Annotated in this window: 13 protein-coding genes; 1 reads left to right on the top strand and 12 read right to left on the bottom strand. The window is 44.7% G+C overall.

Going from position 1 to position 15,770, the window contains the following annotated elements; genetic code table 11:
• Positions 1-172: 172 nt before the first annotated feature.
• The 11 genes from CCC17_RS09145 to CCC17_RS09095 all read right to left on the bottom strand — a co-directional run bounded on the left by CCC17_RS09145 (position 173) and on the right by CCC17_RS09095 (position 12,816).
• The gene (locus CCC17_RS09145) at positions 173-1,291 is read right to left on the bottom strand and encodes an Ldh family oxidoreductase (RefSeq protein WP_118515046.1); all 1,119 of its coding nucleotides are present in this window, start codon (positions 1,289-1,291) and stop codon (positions 173-175) included.
• A 142-nt stretch (positions 1,292-1,433) separates the two neighbouring features.
• Positions 1,434-2,165, bottom strand: a complete 732-nt coding sequence (locus tag CCC17_RS09140; protein ID WP_021976755.1) for a glycerophosphodiester phosphodiesterase — start codon at positions 2,163-2,165, stop codon at positions 1,434-1,436.
• A 299-nt stretch (positions 2,166-2,464) separates the two neighbouring features.
• Entirely contained in the window at positions 2,465-2,836 is a 372-nt protein-coding gene (locus tag CCC17_RS09135) for a DUF1667 domain-containing protein (RefSeq protein WP_118515126.1), read from the bottom strand.
• A 5-nt stretch (positions 2,837-2,841) separates the two neighbouring features.
• Entirely contained in the window at positions 2,842-4,128 is a 1,287-nt protein-coding gene (locus CCC17_RS09130) for an NAD(P)/FAD-dependent oxidoreductase (protein WP_287083006.1), read from the bottom strand.
• 7 nt (positions 4,129-4,135) lie between these two features.
• A complete protein-coding gene (locus CCC17_RS09125) occupies positions 4,136-5,593 on the bottom strand; it encodes an NAD(P)/FAD-dependent oxidoreductase (RefSeq protein ID WP_287082972.1) in 1,458 nt (485 codons plus the stop codon).
• A 464-nt stretch (positions 5,594-6,057) separates the two neighbouring features.
• Positions 6,058-6,717, bottom strand: coding sequence for an MgtC/SapB family protein (locus CCC17_RS09120; protein WP_044961713.1), 660 nt, complete (start codon positions 6,715-6,717; stop codon positions 6,058-6,060).
• Between the two features lie 345 nt (positions 6,718-7,062).
• Positions 7,063-8,385 carry an ABC transporter substrate-binding protein gene (locus CCC17_RS09115; RefSeq protein WP_015527452.1) on the bottom strand — a complete coding sequence of 441 codons (1,323 nt, stop codon included), beginning with the start codon at positions 8,383-8,385 and terminating at the stop codon, positions 7,063-7,065.
• 89 nt (positions 8,386-8,474) lie between these two features.
• Positions 8,475-9,293: a carbohydrate ABC transporter permease gene (locus CCC17_RS09110; protein WP_021651865.1), complete on the bottom strand. Its 819-nt coding sequence runs from the start codon at positions 9,291-9,293 to the stop codon at positions 8,475-8,477.
• Positions 9,293-10,159 carry a carbohydrate ABC transporter permease gene (locus CCC17_RS09105; RefSeq protein WP_022426943.1) on the bottom strand — a complete coding sequence of 289 codons (867 nt, stop codon included), beginning with the start codon at positions 10,157-10,159 and terminating at the stop codon, positions 9,293-9,295. Before CCC17_RS09105 ends, CCC17_RS09110 begins: the two co-directional genes overlap by 1 nt.
• Positions 10,160-10,832: 673 nt before the next feature.
• Positions 10,833-11,297, bottom strand: coding sequence for a DUF1700 domain-containing protein (locus CCC17_RS09100; RefSeq protein WP_022426942.1), 465 nt, complete (start codon positions 11,295-11,297; stop codon positions 10,833-10,835).
• Positions 11,298-11,580: 283 nt separating this feature from the next.
• The gene (locus tag CCC17_RS09095; RefSeq protein ID WP_431833698.1) at positions 11,581-12,816 is read right to left on the bottom strand and encodes a galactokinase; all 1,236 of its coding nucleotides are present in this window, start codon (positions 12,814-12,816) and stop codon (positions 11,581-11,583) included.
• A gap of 347 nt (positions 12,817-13,163) precedes the next feature.
• Between CCC17_RS09095 and CCC17_RS09090 the strand changes: the two genes are divergently transcribed.
• Positions 13,164-14,054 carry an AraC family transcriptional regulator gene (locus CCC17_RS09090; protein WP_173733447.1) on the top strand — a complete coding sequence of 297 codons (891 nt, stop codon included), beginning with the start codon at positions 13,164-13,166 and terminating at the stop codon, positions 14,052-14,054.
• A gap of 74 nt (positions 14,055-14,128) precedes the next feature.
• Here CCC17_RS09090 and xylB read toward each other — a convergent pair whose 3' ends face one another.
• Positions 14,129-15,589, bottom strand: coding sequence for a xylulokinase (xylB, locus tag CCC17_RS09085; protein WP_173733446.1), 1,461 nt, complete (start codon positions 15,587-15,589; stop codon positions 14,129-14,131).
• Between the last annotated feature and the right edge of the window lie 181 nt (positions 15,590-15,770).

The raw sequence follows: 15,770 nt of genomic DNA, 5'->3' as shown, positions 1-15,770 counted from the left end.
CTCCGCGCATTGTTTGAAGATATTATTCTTATTGTATCAGTTTATTGCTTCAAAGACCAGACACATTTGCCAAATATATCTGTTTTATTTCCGGCTGTATTACAATTCTCAGACAATCTTCTGCTCTGGCAAAAGAAGGGAAGCCCCTATGGACTTCCCTTCTGCAGATACATTATTTCTCAAATGGGAATTTGAACTGTGTAAGTCCGAATTCATCACGAAGTCCGATAAACTCTTTCTGAACTGCCTCTGTCACCGGAACTCCCTTATCCTTACGATACATCCATACATCATATTCCTTCTCGCCTGCTGTGTAGATACGTTCCTGTCCAGGAGCCTTCTCGGAGCCTCTCAGGTCTCTCAGGATATCACCGCATGTTTTCTTGAATGCCTCTGCACCCATAAATGCCTCTGTGTCGATAGCAATAAAGAAATGTCCAAGATGATATGGACGGATCTTTCCTTCCTCATCCTTGCCCTCCAGAGCTTTCAGGAAGAGACCGGACTGAAGAGCTGCGGAAAGGATCTCAACAACAGTAGAGTATCCGTATCCCTTATATCCTCCGGTTGTCTCACCAAATCCACCGAGAGGAGCAAGTGCTGCCTGCTGGCTTCTGATCTTCTTAAGGATCTCTGCACTATCTGTAAGCTCCTCTCCTTCTCTGGAAATAACAAGACCCTTAGGAGTATCATGATTGATACGTGCGTAGTATTCAATCTTGCCATTCTGGATAACAGATGTTGCACAGTCCAGTGTAAATGGGAACGGCTCATCTGTAGGCATACTAAATGTCAACGGGTTGGTTCCAAGCATATTCTCAACACCAAATGTCGGTGCAACGGATGGTCTTGCGTTGGTACCACTGATACCGATCATATTCTCCTTTGCTGCGAGACCTGTCCAGTAGCCTGCGATTCCATAATGGGAAGAGTTACGGACTGCAACCATACCCATGCCGTATTTATGTGCTTTTTCAATACACATGTCCATAGCCTTTTTGCTGGCTACCATTCCCATACCATCGTTAGCATCGAGAACTGCAGTTGTCGGTGTCTCTTTAAGAATATCGATCTTTGTTACAGGATTTAAAATTCCAGATTTGATACGGTCGATATAAATCGGTTTAAAGCGGTTGCAGCCATGGCTCTCAATTCCACGTCTGTCACTTTCCAGAAGTACGTCAGAACAAAGTCTTGCATCCTCTGTTGGAACTCCCATTTTCTCAAATACTGCAGTCATAAAATCGTCTGCAAGCTGCCAGGAAATAAAAGGTCTTGTTTCTTTCTCCATTGTAAAAACCCCTCCATATACATTATTATAGTTTTTTTATTTTACTTATATAGATCTGCAGCAGGACCCCCTCCTGCCGGAGATTTCAAATTTAGCCTGCCTCCTGTATGTGCCTCACAGAAAGCGTCTTTACATCGCAGTGTCAATCCTCATCTGCCACTGCTCTTCCTCTGTCCGGATAATTGGTGATAATGGAGTTTACTCCCCATTTCTTCATCCTTCTCATATCCTCTTCCTCGTTTACAGTCCAGACATTCACCCCGATCCCGTTCTGGGAACAGCTGCGTACATGCTCTTCCTTCAGGTATTCCAGATTCGGATGATAATACTGCACATCACAGGTTCTTGCATAAACCCCTGCATTATCCACGTATTTCTCTACCAGAAAGCCTCCTGCAATAGTCTCATCACTCTGTCTGCACAATACAATGGATGCGTTATTGAAAGAGGAAAGAATGATCCGATCCTCCAGACCATATTCGCAGATCATATCAATGACCTTCTCTTCCATACCACCATAATAATAAACACTGTTCTTCAACTCGATGTTTGTGATCAGATCTTCCTCCTCTGCCATCCACTCCAGATACTCTCTCAGAGTCGGAATCTGAAGCCTGCCGAATTTTCCGGCAAACTTATCCGGATAACTGCAATCCAGTTTACACAGCTCGGCATATGTAAGGTCATAGATATATCCGTTTCCATCTGTGGTACGGTCAACCTTCTCATCGTGCATGATCACCGGAACCAGATCCTTAGTCAGCTGCACATCAAGCTCGATTCCCTCGCAGCCAGCCTCCACAGCTTTCTGAAACGCCAACATTGTATTCTCCGGATATTCTCCGCTGAAACCACGATGTCCAAATACTTTCATTCTAATCATCCTCCATTCAATGCATTACATCATTGTGAGCATTTTTGCTAATTTATATTTCTGATTATATCATAGTATTTATTTATTTTCAACATTTTTCATCTATTTTTATGTATATTTTTTGTTGTTTTTAATCAATTATCCTTTTTAAGCGCTGATATTTTTTGTGCATTTTGTATATTTCATTTCATAGCAAACAAAGCGATAAAAAAGCCTTTTCAGGTTTATTTTATTCGCTTTGTCTGCCGGAGGGCTGACATATTATAAGCATACAGTTTGCCATATATATCCTCTGCTGATCACTGTATGATCTGCTTCACATTTCCTGTAGCCACGATATCCACGCCTGTTCCTGCTGCATTCTCCAGGATCACGTCCCCGATCTGAACCGGTGCTTCCACACATACATCCCGCAGCGCTTCCACACAGTCAAAAATCTTTCCTTTCGGAATATCCTGTGCTGTCTTTACTGACACCACCGGCATATTTCCATTCTTCACACGAACGGTCGTTGTCACGATCCTGGTCGGATCTGTCACTTCCTTCACTGCATATTCCGCGCCTTTTTTACAGGTATTTCCTGTGACGGAAATGATCTCTTTTCCATTCATTTCCACCAGAAGGGCGCATCCCATAGGACATCCGATACAAGTAAGATTCCTTTTTTCCATTTTCATCACTCCTCCACCTGGATCACAAGTTCATGTTTATCCTGTTTCTGTTTTCCTTCCAGAATGGAAAGAAGCTGCTCTTTTTTCAATTTGATCTGTTCCATCTCTCCGGGTGCTGCCACCTGTTTTTTTCTGGAAAAGATCCGTTCTCCATCCAGATATGCACGGATGTAACAATTTTTATACACATTTCCCACACGGAAGCGGACCAGCTGCTCCTCCGCCATATGACCGATACGGATCTCAGACGGCACTGTATAGCGGACTCCGTTTTTGGGCGAAAGCGTGATCTTTATCTCTTCCGGTATTTTGTCCTCTCCATTGTTGTTTATATAGAGAGCCGCATTTCTTCCTGCATTGCCGGCTTCCTCCGAAACAAAATCCACCAGATCATGAACATGAAGAACATTTCCGCAGGCAAAAATACCTTCTACATTTGTCTCCAGACTTTCGTTTACCACCGGTCCGGAGGTCACATTGCTCAGCTTCACACCTGCCTGTCCGGAAAGCTCATTCTCCGGGATCAGACCAACAGAAAGAAGAAGCGTATCGCATTCAAAAAATTCCTCTGTACCGGGAATCGGGCGTCTGTTTTCATCTACCTCTGCAAGAGTGATTCCTTCCACACGCTCTTTTCCTTTTATGTCAACCACTGTATGGCTAAGCTTCAACGGGATATCAAAGTCATCCAGGCACTGCACGATATTTCGCTTCAGGCCTCCGGAATATGGCATCAGTTCTGCCACTGCCTTAACCTCTGCACCTTCCAGCGTCATACGTCTGGCCATGATCAGTCCGATATCACCAGATCCCAGGATCACTACTTTTTTTCCCGGCATAAATCCTTCCATATTTACAAGGCGCTGTGCTGTTCCTGCTGAATAAATGCCTGCCGGACGATATCCCGGAATGTTCAGTGCGCCTCGCGGTCTCTCTCTGCAGCCCATGGCAAGGATCACAGCTTTTGCCCGGATCTGATACATTCCCTCCTGGCGGCTCATGGCAGTGATCACCTTATCCTGGCTGATATCCATGACCATGGTGTTCAGCCGGTACTCGATCTGCTGCTCTTTTACCATCCGGATAAAACGTGCCGCATATTCCGGTCCTGTCAGCTCCTCCTGAAATGTATGAAGACCAAATCCATTATGGATACACTGATTCAGGATCCCGCCCAGTTGCTTATCACGTTCCAGGATCAGGATACTCTCTGCTCCCTCTTTCTTTGCAGCCAGGGCTGCTGCCAGTCCTGCAGGGCCTCCGCCTATGATCACGATATCTCTCTTCACCATAATCTTATCATTCATGGTTCTCGCCCTCCTCTGCAATTTTTTTGTTGATTCCTTCGATCAGTCTGGAAGCTCCGCCTGTTTTTGTGATCTCCTCCATGGAAATGCCAAGCTCCCGGCTGAGGATCTCCATTGTTCTGGGAGAACAGAAGCCTGACTGACATCTTCCCATTCCTGCTCTTGTACGACGTTTTACTCCGTCCAGGGATTTCGCTCCAAGCGGTCTTCGGATCGCATCCAGGATCTCTCCCTCAGAGATCATCTCACATCTGCAGATGATATTTCCATATTCCGGTGATCTTTTGATCAGCTCATTTCTTTCTTCCAGAGAAAGCTCTGACGGATCCAGGATCCCTTTTCTCACCGGATCAAAATCCGGATTTACTTCCGGATGTAATTTTTCTTTTACGATGTCAGCAATCATACAGCCAATGGCCGGTGAGCTGGTAAGTCCCGGTGATGCAATTCCTGCACAATCGATAAATCCGGGTGCATCCTCCACCTCTTTGATCACAAAATCCATACCATCCTCGACAGCACGGAGTCCCGCAAAGCTTGTGATCACCTTCCGCAGTGGAATATCCTTTACTGTTTTACCGGATTTGACGCTTACTGTCTCCATACCCTCCGAGGTAGTTGCTGTTTCCTCCCGATCCTCCAGATCCGTAGCTGTAGGTCCGATCAAAAGGTTTCCATGAACAGTCTGTGTTACCAGAACTCCTTTTCCGCTCTTGTTTGGAAGTGCAAAGATCGTATGATTCACATGTGTTCCTGTACTTTTATCAAGGAGCATATACTCACCCTTACGAGGAGTGATATGCAGTTTTTTCTCACTTACCATATTATGAAAAACATCCGCATAGACACCGGCAGCATTGACGATACAGCCTGTCTCAAGATCACCCTTTGAGGTTTCCACAACAAAACCTTTTTCCTGTTTTCGGATGTTCTTTACTTCTGTGTCAAATTTAAATTCCACACCATTGTTATATGCATTCTCTGCCATTGCAATGTTCAGCTCAAAGGGACAGACAATTCCGGCTGTCGGTGCATACAGTGCTGCCAGCACCTGATCAGACAGATTCGGCTCCATGGCAAGTGCCTCTTCTCTGTCAAGGATCCTCAGTCCCTCTACTCCGTTTTTCAGTCCTCTTTCACGCAGCTTATGCAGCATGGCGATTCCATTCTCAGTTGTACAGACAGTCAATGAACCAGTCTGTTTAAAAGGAAAATCCAGTTCCTTCGAAAGCTGTCCCATCATATTGCTGCCCTTCACATTCAGTTCCGCCATAAGGCTTCCCGGTTCTGCATCATAACCGGAATGAGCGATTCCGCTGTTTGCCTTGGAAGTTCCACAGCATACATCCTCTTCTCGCTCCAGAACGCAGATTTTCAGCCGATATCTTGAAAGCTCTCTCGCCGCTGCCGCTCCGGAAACTCCTGCTCCGATAATGATCACATCATACATAGATCTGTTTCTCCTTTCCTGTTTGCGGATCTTCTGAACTGTCCCCGGCTTTCTCTGCGCCGGAAACAGCAGAATATCCGTTGCAACACAAGCATTGCCGTCCGCAGGTAAATATTCTACGAGGAGTACTGCTTACGAACAGCAATCTTTCAAGCGAATATGCCATTATTTTTATGCCGTAACCCTTGTAATCCTTGTAATCCTTTTGAAACATTAACATTTGTGCATAAAAATAGCCGGCATAAAAACACATTTATCCATGTGTCTTCATGCCGGTCTCTGTTCTCAATGGCATTCTCTGTATTCAGCAAGCTGAATCAGATTCCTTCTTCACTTTGTATTCATTGTATCAGACTATTCTTCATATTTCAAGTGCATTTTTCGTAAAATACATCGTTTTTTCTTTAACATGCTCTTAACTTTCTCAAAAACATGATAAGTTTCATTGTATTCCCGATTCCCGATCATATTTCCTCCACAGAAATAACTCCTTCCTGCTGTCTTACCTCACGAAATACAGTATGGCGTGCTTTCCATTTGGCAGCCTCCATTGTTGCCTGGATCACCACACTCTGTGTTTTGGATCTCTTTTTGATGATAACTACGTTGGAGATCATGATGTCCTCTTCCCGGAGCTTCTTTATGACCATACTCATCTTGTCTTCATTTTCAAACTCCATATATACGTCATAGGTATTGGAATGCTCTTCCACATAAACCTCTATATATTTCGCATATTTGAACACCAGAATAAGCCCCAGCGTGGTAAAGATCGCACCGCTGTAAAAGCCGATCCCCACAGCAAGTCCGATACACGCAGAAGTCCAAAGACTGGCCGCTGTCGTAAGACCGGATACATGTCTCTGTCCGGTCACGATGATGGTTCCCACTCCGAGAAAACCGATTCCGCTGACAACCTGTGCGCCAAGTCGTGCAGTATCTCCGATTCCTGCCCCATTAGAATATACATGGATAAAATCGCCCGTCATCATAACCAGAGTTGCCCCCATACAGACGATCATATGTGTTTTTACACCTGCCACACGCTTCTTCATTCCACGGTCAATACCGATCAGACATCCAAGAAACATCGCAAGAATCAGCCGAAACAGCGTCGATCCCATATTTAAAGTGTGCAAATAATCCGATATTGCATTACATGCTCCGAGAATTCCGCCCAAAAATTTGCCCCTTTCCTGTTGTAACATTATTTTCTGCCGGTGATAACGCCAATAGCGCATCACTTCATTTTGCCTTGCACGAACGCCGCAGGCCACACTCACTCCATTCGAAAGCTGTCTAGTCAGCCGGACTCACTCCGTCCGTCTCACTACGCAGTTTTTCATATGATCCTATCCCCCGGATATACATGATCTGTAGTCTCACAGCATGTAAAACAGCAGGGATACCGGCGCCCAGCGGCGGTATCCCTATCTGTTGCTCTATCTACTGATCAGAGGGCATTCTGATTATTTAATAGACTCGTTATAGTTCTCGATCGCTTTGTTTACAGAAGCTGCAAGCTGATCAACAGCGTCCTGAGTTGTAAGCTTGCCATCATATACCTGCGGCATGATCTCGTTGAATGTAAGACGGGCTTCTGTCTGTACACCTGAGAGAACACCTGCTGTATTGCAGTTTACAGGAGAATCCTTCAGCTGGTTGATAGCTGTCTCGAAGTTCGGGTTTTCTTTGAGGTAAGCCTTCATATCCTCTGTCTCATAAGCTTTCTCGTTGATCGCAAAGTATCCTGTACCCATGGACCATTTAGCCTGTACATCAGGAGTTGTGATGTACTCGATGAATTTCCATGCTGCATCTTCGTTAGCTTCGTTGCCTGTATCTGTAAGCCACAGGGATCCACCACCGATGATAACACCGCCTTCATCATTCTGCTCGATTCTCGGAAGATATCCTGTACCAACTTCGAACGGAGAAGAATCAACTGCATTTTTCAGGATAGCAGTAGACTCGATGATCATACCAACCTGTCCGGAGAAGAATGCTGTCTGAGTATCTGCTGTTGTTGTTCCGTAATCTTCGAAATATCCGGAATCATACAGCTTTTTCCACATATCAAATACTTTCAGGCCGCCGCCGTTGGAATCAAAATCAACAGCTGTAACTGCCTCTTTACGTCCATTGTCATTGTTTCCGTATGTTACACCAAGTCCTGCAAGCTGCTGCTCAAAGAACCATCCGTAAATAGCCTGTGAATAACCAACCGGAGCTGCTCCGCTCTCTACGATCTTCTTGGCATCCTCAAGAACCTCATCATAAGTTGTTGGCGGAGTTTCAGGATCAAGTCCTGCTGCCTCAAATACGTCTTTGTTGTAATACAGCATAGGTGTGGATACGTTAAATGGCATTGCATACTGCTTGCCGTCTACGGTATAGTAGCTGCTGATAACCTCCATAACAGAGCTCTTATCATAGCCTGTGCTCTCAAATTTGTCTTCTACAGGAATGACAGCACCACTGTCATACATGAACTTTGTTCCTACGTCATACATCTGGCAGACATCCGGAAGACCGGAGTCACTCTGCATAGCAGCTTTCAGTTTTGTGATGGTATCATCATAGGTTCCCTGATACTCAGCTTTAATCTCAATCTCATCCTGGGATGCGTTGAAATCATCCACGATCTGCTGAAGCACCTCACCGTTTGTGCCGCCCATTGCATGCCAGAATGTAAGTGTTGTTTTCTCAGCTGCACTTACTGAGCACGGAGCTGCCAGAGATGCAGCCATGATTCCTCCTAAAAGAATCGCCATCCATTTTTTGTTGTTCATATAGAAACCCTCCTTTTATAATGGTCCGACCCGCCCCAATACAGGTCGGACAAATTAACATTTTTGCTACTTGCTCTTATGTGATTGGATCAACCCTTAACAGCACCTGCTGTCAGACCACTGATCATCTGCTTCTGACCAATGATAAATACAAGGATCGACGGAATCAGGATAACCATAGCGCCAGCCATAACCGGTCGGAAGTCTGTTGCCTCAGCCCCCTGAAGCATACCAAGACCGATCTGAACCGTTCTCATATTTACACTGTCTGTTACAAGCAGTGGCCACAGATAGTAGTTCCAGCTCTGAAGGAATACATAGATGATCAGAGCACCCAGTGATGGTTTGATAAGCGGAACACCGATGGTATATAAGAACTTGAAATTTGTACATCCGTCAATCTCTGCCGCCTCATGGATCTCCTTCGGCAGTGTCAGGAATGCCTGACGCATGTTGAATACCGCAAAAGCTGCTGCTGCATTAGGAAGGATCAGCGCTGCGTATGTATTACGGATACCCCAGTCAGCAATAGTCAGGTAGTTTGCGATGATGATCGCCTGGCTCGGGATCATCATGGTTGCCAGCATAATATAGAACAGGACCTTTTTGCCTTTGAACTCCATCATTGCAAAAGCATATGCTGCAAGAGCACCTGTAACGACCTGAGCAAATGTGATAACACCGGATACGATCAGTGAGTTCTTAATGAAGGTAAAGAACGGTGCAAGCTGAAATGCTCTTGTGTAGTTCTCGATAGTCAGATGGGACGGCCAGAACTTTCCGCCGTAGATCTCCTTCAGATCCATCATACTAACATTGAAACAGTAGATAACAGGAACAATAATAATAATTGCAAAAATAATATTCAGCGCATACATCGCCACTTTTACATATGGTTTTTCTTTCATCAGTAGGTCACCTTCTTTTCCAGTCTAAACTGCAGTGCAGTCAGGATGATCAAAATAACAAACAGAATTACGGATTCTGAACAGGCCACACCGAAACGGCTGTTGATAAATGCCTCCTGGTAAATCTCATACACGATAACGTTGGTACTCTCTGCCGGTCCGCCCTGGGTCATCATCTTGAACTCTGCGTATGCCTGTACGGAGTTGATGACATTGATGATGAGAAGGAAGAACAGTGTCGGAGAGATTGACGGAATCGTTACATGACGGTGCTTCTGGAAGAAATTCGCTCCATCCAGGGCAACGCTCTCATAAAGCTCAGCCGGTACACTCTGGATCGCTGCAGTAAGGTAAATGAAATTCATACCGATCGCCATCCATACACTAACGATCGTAACTGCGATCAGTGCATATTTCTTATCTGTCAGCCATCCGATATGAGTTCCGAGAGCCCTGTTCAGGATACCCAGAGAGCTGTGGAAAATAAACATGAACACTACAGATGCCGCTGCTGCGGAAATAGCCATCGGAAGTGCATATACAGTACGGAAAAATCCCTTTGCCCTGATCTTCTCTGTACTGATGATCGCCAGTATAAAACCGAGCACAATAGAAAGGATAACTCGCATAACAGAAAATTTCAGTGTTGTCACCAAACTGTTAAGGAACGTTCCATCTGTAAAAATATTCGTATAGTTGTCAAGTCCTACATACTGTGCCACCTGACCAAGAGGTGTGGTTCTGGCAAAGCTCAGCTGGATCGTCTTAACGAACGGCCAGAATACAAACAGTATAAAAAGGATCATTACAGGAACCAGATAGAGATAAGGCTCCACTGTCCTGAAAAAAGATTTTTTACTTTTCATTGTATATCACCTGCTTTTCATAAATTTACGTACTACCGATCAGCTGCATCATCACGATATCTCTGTCCCCCTGACAGTGCTGATCATGTTGCTCATTACACATTCTGCTGAAAAACATTTCCGTTATATCTTCCAGCAATTACCCCAATACATTAAGCAAAACTCTCATTTACGTTCTGCTGTCAAAAATGCCCTCTCACTACCCTCCTTTGTATTTGCGCGTTTGTTATCTTTACCAGCTTTTTTACCAAATGATAACATATTTCTTGCATATAATCAACAGCCATTTCTCTATTTTTCAATATTTCTTTATTTATTTTATACAATTATCATTTAATAACAATTATTTTTTTATCTATTTTATACAATTTACCGTACCTCAATAAGGCAATCCATTCTGATCACCTTCCATAAAAAAATAGATAAAAAAATCGGCAGAAAATAACGCATCCTTCGATGCATATCTTCTGCCGTTCTCTCTTCTCAATGGCATCATCTGTTTTTATACAAAACAGACACAATCTCAACTTGTTAATCCAGATTATACAGTAAAATCCACTATAAATCAAGACCAAACACATATTTTTTATGCAAATCTTATAAATACTTTTTTCACAAGCAATCCATTTCATTACACGGAAATTGTCTTTAACTCACAGCTGTTGTGGAACAATTACACTTTTTTCTTCCTGTACCAGGATATTAAATACAAAACTATACCAAAAATTATCAAAAATGGAGCAACTGCCACCAAAACAGTTGTTAAAAGTATCACAATTAACGCTGCAATGGCGATCACGATCGCCTTCCCATACCATGTGCTCAGATCCAGTTTAAAGCTTCTTGCCTTTCCGGCACTGCTCTCCGTCCCATTATCCGCATAATCATCTGCACCGTAGCTCTCTTCAGAATAACCGGACTCATCATAAACAGCTGCACTGTCATCTGTATCGATCAAAGTCTTGGCAATCAGCCTGGGATCCCCCAGTTCTGCCAGAACATCTGATTCACTTCGGCCGTTCCGGACCTGAGACTGAATGTAATCCTCATAATACCGCACATGAGCCGCAGCTCTCCCCTGGGTCATCTGTCCGGACAGCTGCCCCCGTAAAACCTCAAGAAACTCTCTTCTGCTCATAAATATGTCAAACCTTTCTTATGAAATATAATGAAAAAAACAAAACTCAAAACAACTCCAGAAACATCACCTTGAAAACTTCTGCAAATTCTTTTTTAATACTCTCTTAAAATTTTTCTCATTATACCATAACCCATAAATTTAAATCAGAAACAAATCATAAAATTTTGATTAAAAAATAAAAAATCATAGTACAGCGCAAAGGGCGGTTCATTTCCGGATGCCGCCAAAGCCGCATTCGGAAACGAATCGCCCTCCATGACGTTCGTTATGCCGTCAAAAATCACTCAACATGAACAGCCCCTGTACTCCTGATATTCATCGGATAGACATTTTCCCTTCCAACATACTGAGCCATATAGTCCACATACGCATCTGCGTTCTCGATTGGAAGCACGCACATGATAACTCCTGCAAAACCACCACCATGAACTCTGCAGATACCAGCACCGATCTTATTCAGAAACAGCTTGGTAAGCGCCAGACTCAACGTGATCTTCTGCTCCTTGCAATTCTGCAGAGAATAACAGTTCTGCAACCACTCCCAGGAAGAATTACCAGACTCTTCAAGAAGGCGCAGGAATCCCTCACCGTCTTTATTCTCAACAGCCTTCACAGCATCTGCAACACGTCTGTTCTCTTCATAAAAATGCATCGCACGAAGAACAGCACGGTCATTCGGAATATCCTTCACATGTGCCAGAAGATTCTCCATACTGGACTCACAGAGAAGCTCTACGCCCATAGCCTTCGCAGCCTCACGCATCTCCATAGGAATAGAGGAATATTCCTCACTGAGATCTGCATGGCCCTTACCGGTATTTACGATCACAAGTCTGCAGCCCATATCCTCAAAGGAAAATGCAATCTTCTCACAGCTGATATTCTCTTTATCAGAGAAATCCAGAAGGATCGGGCCACCGGCAGCACAAGCCATCTGGTCCATCAGACCGGAAGCCTTTTTCCAGTAAACATTCTCAGCATACTGACCTGCTCTCGCATACTCGCCATACTCCAGCTTACCTTCATTAAAGAAATAATTGGTGATCGCACATACAAGCATCTCAAAGGAAGCAGAGGAGCTTACACCTGCAGCGGCAATAACCTTGGTGGAAACATAAGCGTCAAATCCACCGGTAGCATAGCCTTTTTTCTGCATATACTCCATAATACCTGCAACAAGAGCATCTGTACCTTTTGTATAGGTTTCTGTGCTGAGCTTGTCAAGATCAACAACTACTTCCTGTTTGTAACCCTCACTGATCATATGGATCACATTGGTTCCGTTTGGATAAGCAGCACCGATGGTATCCAGATCAATACTTGCCGCAATGATCTGACCGCCGTTATGATCAACATGGTTGCCAATGATCTCCGTACGGCCCGGAGCAGTAAAAAACTCTGCCTTGTCATGATGATATTTCTTCTCGAAATTCACAGCAAGATTGGTATAACGGGCGCTGCTCTCCTCTGTCTCGCCATAGATTTTTTTCAGCACTTCTGCTGCCGGAATTTTAATTGTTCCCATTTTTTCTTCCTCCTGTTATATAGTTTACACACCCCAGATCCGGAAGAACCTGAAAAAATCTTCCGCTCTGTCACGCTTCATGGTTACTGTTCACTCCGTTCTCAGCAACACGCTTCGCAATGCGCGGAATATTACCAGTGAATAGTAACGCTTCATGTACTTTTATTATAGCAGTTCCGTCTTTTCTGTCCATAACAATTTTGTGTAAAAACCGTATTATTTTGTGGTGATCCCGGAATATCCCTTTGCATTTTCTGCCTTTTCTGATAAAATAAATTCCACTATGAAAAGCAGATATACACTTCAGGATCCGCGCACAGAAGGAAGGAGGTAACACCATGCAGATCATCACAGATCCCGCCGGAAAAGAACTGAAAAAACACGGAGACAGCTCCTTCCCATTCCTGGTAAGCTACGAGCGGCTTTCCGGCTATGAGACCGGTTCCTTTCTGTGGCACTGGCATCCGGAGATCGAGCTTACCTATATCGAAAAGGGCGAAATGCTCTACAAGGTCAATCAGAATACCTTTCACTTGAAAGAGGGACAGGCAATCTTTGGCAATGCCAATGCCCTTCATGCCGGATATATGTATCAGGATCAGGACTGTCAGTATATCCCCATAACCTTTGACCCCAAACTGATCTACGGATTTTCGGGAAGCCTTCTTTTCCAGAAATATACAGAACCGATCCTCCGAAGCTTTTCCCTGTCCGCCGTACCGCTTGATCTATCTTGCAAATGGCACTCCGAGGCCATAAAAGATATCCGTGACATCATCGGCCTGGACTGCAGTCGGGAACCCATGTATGAATTTGAGATCATCGCCAGACTGCAGCACTTCTGGAAGATCTTGTATGAAAATACGATCTCCCGGACAACTCTTCCATCCGGTCAGGATGAAGAAAACTACCGCCGCATCCGTCAGATCATGTCCTATATCGCAGAACACTACTCTGAAAAGATCCTCCTGAATGATGTTGCAGACCTGATCCACTTAAGTCCCAGCGAATGCAGCCGGCTTTTCAAAAAATGCATGAATATCACACTCTTCGGATACATCCAGGAATACCGCATTGAACGCAGCCTGGAATATCTGGAAAATCCCTCCTGTTCTATTACGGAATCAGGACTACTGTCCGGTTTTTCGGACTCTAATTATTACACAAAAGTCTTTACGAAAATCAAGGGCTGTACACCAAGACAGTACAGAAAAAATCAGGAGCTGTGACATGCTCCTGATCTTTAACCGTTCAGTGCTCCATACCTATGAAGCATAACAATATTTATCCGTGAAAATGGCTGTTATCTGAACAACTCTTTCATTGCCGGATACAGTTTGCGAAATTTCCGGTATTTTTCTTCATATTTTGCAACCAGCTCCGGTTCCGGTTCTACCGTATCTACTACCCTGACCAGCTTATTACAGATCGTTTCCACATCCGGGTATTCGCCGCAGCCTACTGCTGCCAGCATTGCACCGCCCATGGACGGGCCTTCCTCATTCTCCGGCACATCCACCTTCAGGTTCATCACATTTGCGATGATCTTTTTCCAGAGAGGGCTCTTGGCTCCGCCGCCGCAGATCTTGGTGCGCTCAATATGGATCCCGAGGCTTCTTGCAACCTCCAGGGAATCGCGAAGCCCGAAAGCAACTCCTTCCAGAACAGCCTGTGTCATATCTGCTCTCGTGGTATCCATGGACATTCCGAAAAATACGCCTCTTGCATCCGGGTTGTTATGCGGAGATCTCTCTCCCATCAGATATGGAAGGAAAAACACCTGATTTTCGCCAAGCTTTTGGATCGGTGCCTGCTCTGCCGCAAAATCCTTTATCTTAAGGATCTCCTCTGACCACCATTTGTTGCAGGAAGCAGCACTTAACATGCATCCCATCAGATGATAGCTTCCATCTGCATGGTCAAAGGAATGCAGTGCATTGTTTTCATCTACTCCGAAATCTTTGCTGGAAATAAAGATCGTACCAGATGTTCCAAGGGAAATGTTGCACTGGCCATCGCCAACCGTTCCTGTTCCCACAGCTGCCGCAGCATTGTCGCCTGCACCTGCTACAACCTTCACATCCTCTGAGAAGCCAAGCTCTTTTGCAACTTCCGCTTTCAGGTTTCCGACTACCTGCCAGCTCTCGTACAGCTTCGGAAGCTGTTCCTCTGTGATATGGCAAATCTCAAGCATTTCCTTTGACCAACAGCGGTTCTTCACATCCAGAAGAAGCATACCGGAAGCATCGGATACATCTGTGCAGAAGGATCCGCTTAAACGATAGGCAAGATAATCCTTCGGAAGCATGATCTTTACCACTTTTTTGAAATTCTCAGGCTCATGCTTCTGCATCCAGAGGATCTTTGGTGCAGTGAAGCCTGCAAATGCAATGTTTGCGGTATACTGAGAAAGTTTTTCCTTTCCGATAACCGTATTAAGATATTCCGTCTCCTCACCGGTACGGCCGTCATTCCAGAGAATCGCCGGACGGATCACATTGTCATCTTTATCCAGAGTTACAAGACCGTGCATCTGACCACCAAAACCGATTCCTGCTACTTCTTTGCGGTCAATCCCTTCTGTGAGCTCTTTGATCCCTTCTATGCTCTGGGTGAACCAGTCCTCCGGATTCTGCTCAGACCAGCCCGGATGGGGGAAGAACAGCGGATATTCTTTTGATACGATGTTGCAGATCTTTCCGGATCCTTCCATAAGAAGAAGCTTTACAGCGGAAGTTCCAAGATCAACGCCAATATAATACATAGTAATTTTTCCTCCTGTAAATACAGAAACCGCAGCTCTCAGTTCGCAGCGCCTGCACGCCTGAGAGCCCGCGGTTTCTGAATCGTATTTAACCAAATCAAGAAAGTCCCCTGCGGGGTTACGAAAAGCAATAAGCAGCGAGTGGAGACTTGCTTGTATCAGGCAGCACGTACGGATGATC

The organism is Blautia sp. LMAG:36 (genome assembly GCF_008680535.1).
Taxonomy (GTDB): Bacteria; Bacillota; Clostridia; order Lachnospirales; family Lachnospiraceae; genus Blautia_A; species Blautia_A fusiformis.
Note: the sequence above shows the minus strand (reverse complement) of the source record. Positions and strands in the feature narration are given on the sequence as shown.

Excerpts from the sequence above, each read along its gene's own strand:
- CCC17_RS09105 (WP_022426943.1), bottom strand. The coding sequence starts at position 10,159 with ATGAAAAGTAAAAAATCTTTTTTCAGGACAGTGGAGCCTTATCTCTAT.
- CCC17_RS09130 (WP_287083006.1), bottom strand. The coding sequence starts at position 4,128 with ATGGTGAAGAGAGATATCGTGATCATAGGCGGAGGCCCTGCAGGACTG.
- CCC17_RS09135 (WP_118515126.1), bottom strand. The coding sequence starts at position 2,836 with ATGGAAAAAAGGAATCTTACTTGTATCGGATGTCCTATGGGATGCGCC.
- xylB (WP_173733446.1), bottom strand. The coding sequence starts at position 15,589 with ATGTATTATATTGGCGTTGATCTTGGAACTTCCGCTGTAAAGCTTCTT.
- CCC17_RS09100 (WP_022426942.1), bottom strand. The coding sequence starts at position 11,297 with ATGAGCAGAAGAGAGTTTCTTGAGGTTTTACGGGGGCAGCTGTCCGGA.
- CCC17_RS09090 (WP_173733447.1), top strand. The coding sequence starts at position 13,164 with ATGCAGATCATCACAGATCCCGCCGGAAAAGAACTGAAAAAACACGGA.
- CCC17_RS09120 (WP_044961713.1), bottom strand. The coding sequence starts at position 6,717 with ATGGGATCGACGCTGTTTCGGCTGATTCTTGCGATGTTTCTTGGATGT.
- CCC17_RS09140 (WP_021976755.1), bottom strand. The coding sequence starts at position 2,165 with ATGAAAGTATTTGGACATCGTGGTTTCAGCGGAGAATATCCGGAGAAT.
- CCC17_RS09145 (WP_118515046.1), bottom strand. The coding sequence starts at position 1,291 with ATGGAGAAAGAAACAAGACCTTTTATTTCCTGGCAGCTTGCAGACGAT.
- CCC17_RS09110 (WP_021651865.1), bottom strand. The coding sequence starts at position 9,293 with ATGAAAGAAAAACCATATGTAAAAGTGGCGATGTATGCGCTGAATATT.
- CCC17_RS09125 (WP_287082972.1), bottom strand. The coding sequence starts at position 5,593 with ATGTATGATGTGATCATTATCGGAGCAGGAGTTTCCGGAGCGGCAGCG.
- CCC17_RS09115 (WP_015527452.1), bottom strand. The coding sequence starts at position 8,385 with ATGAACAACAAAAAATGGATGGCGATTCTTTTAGGAGGAATCATGGCT.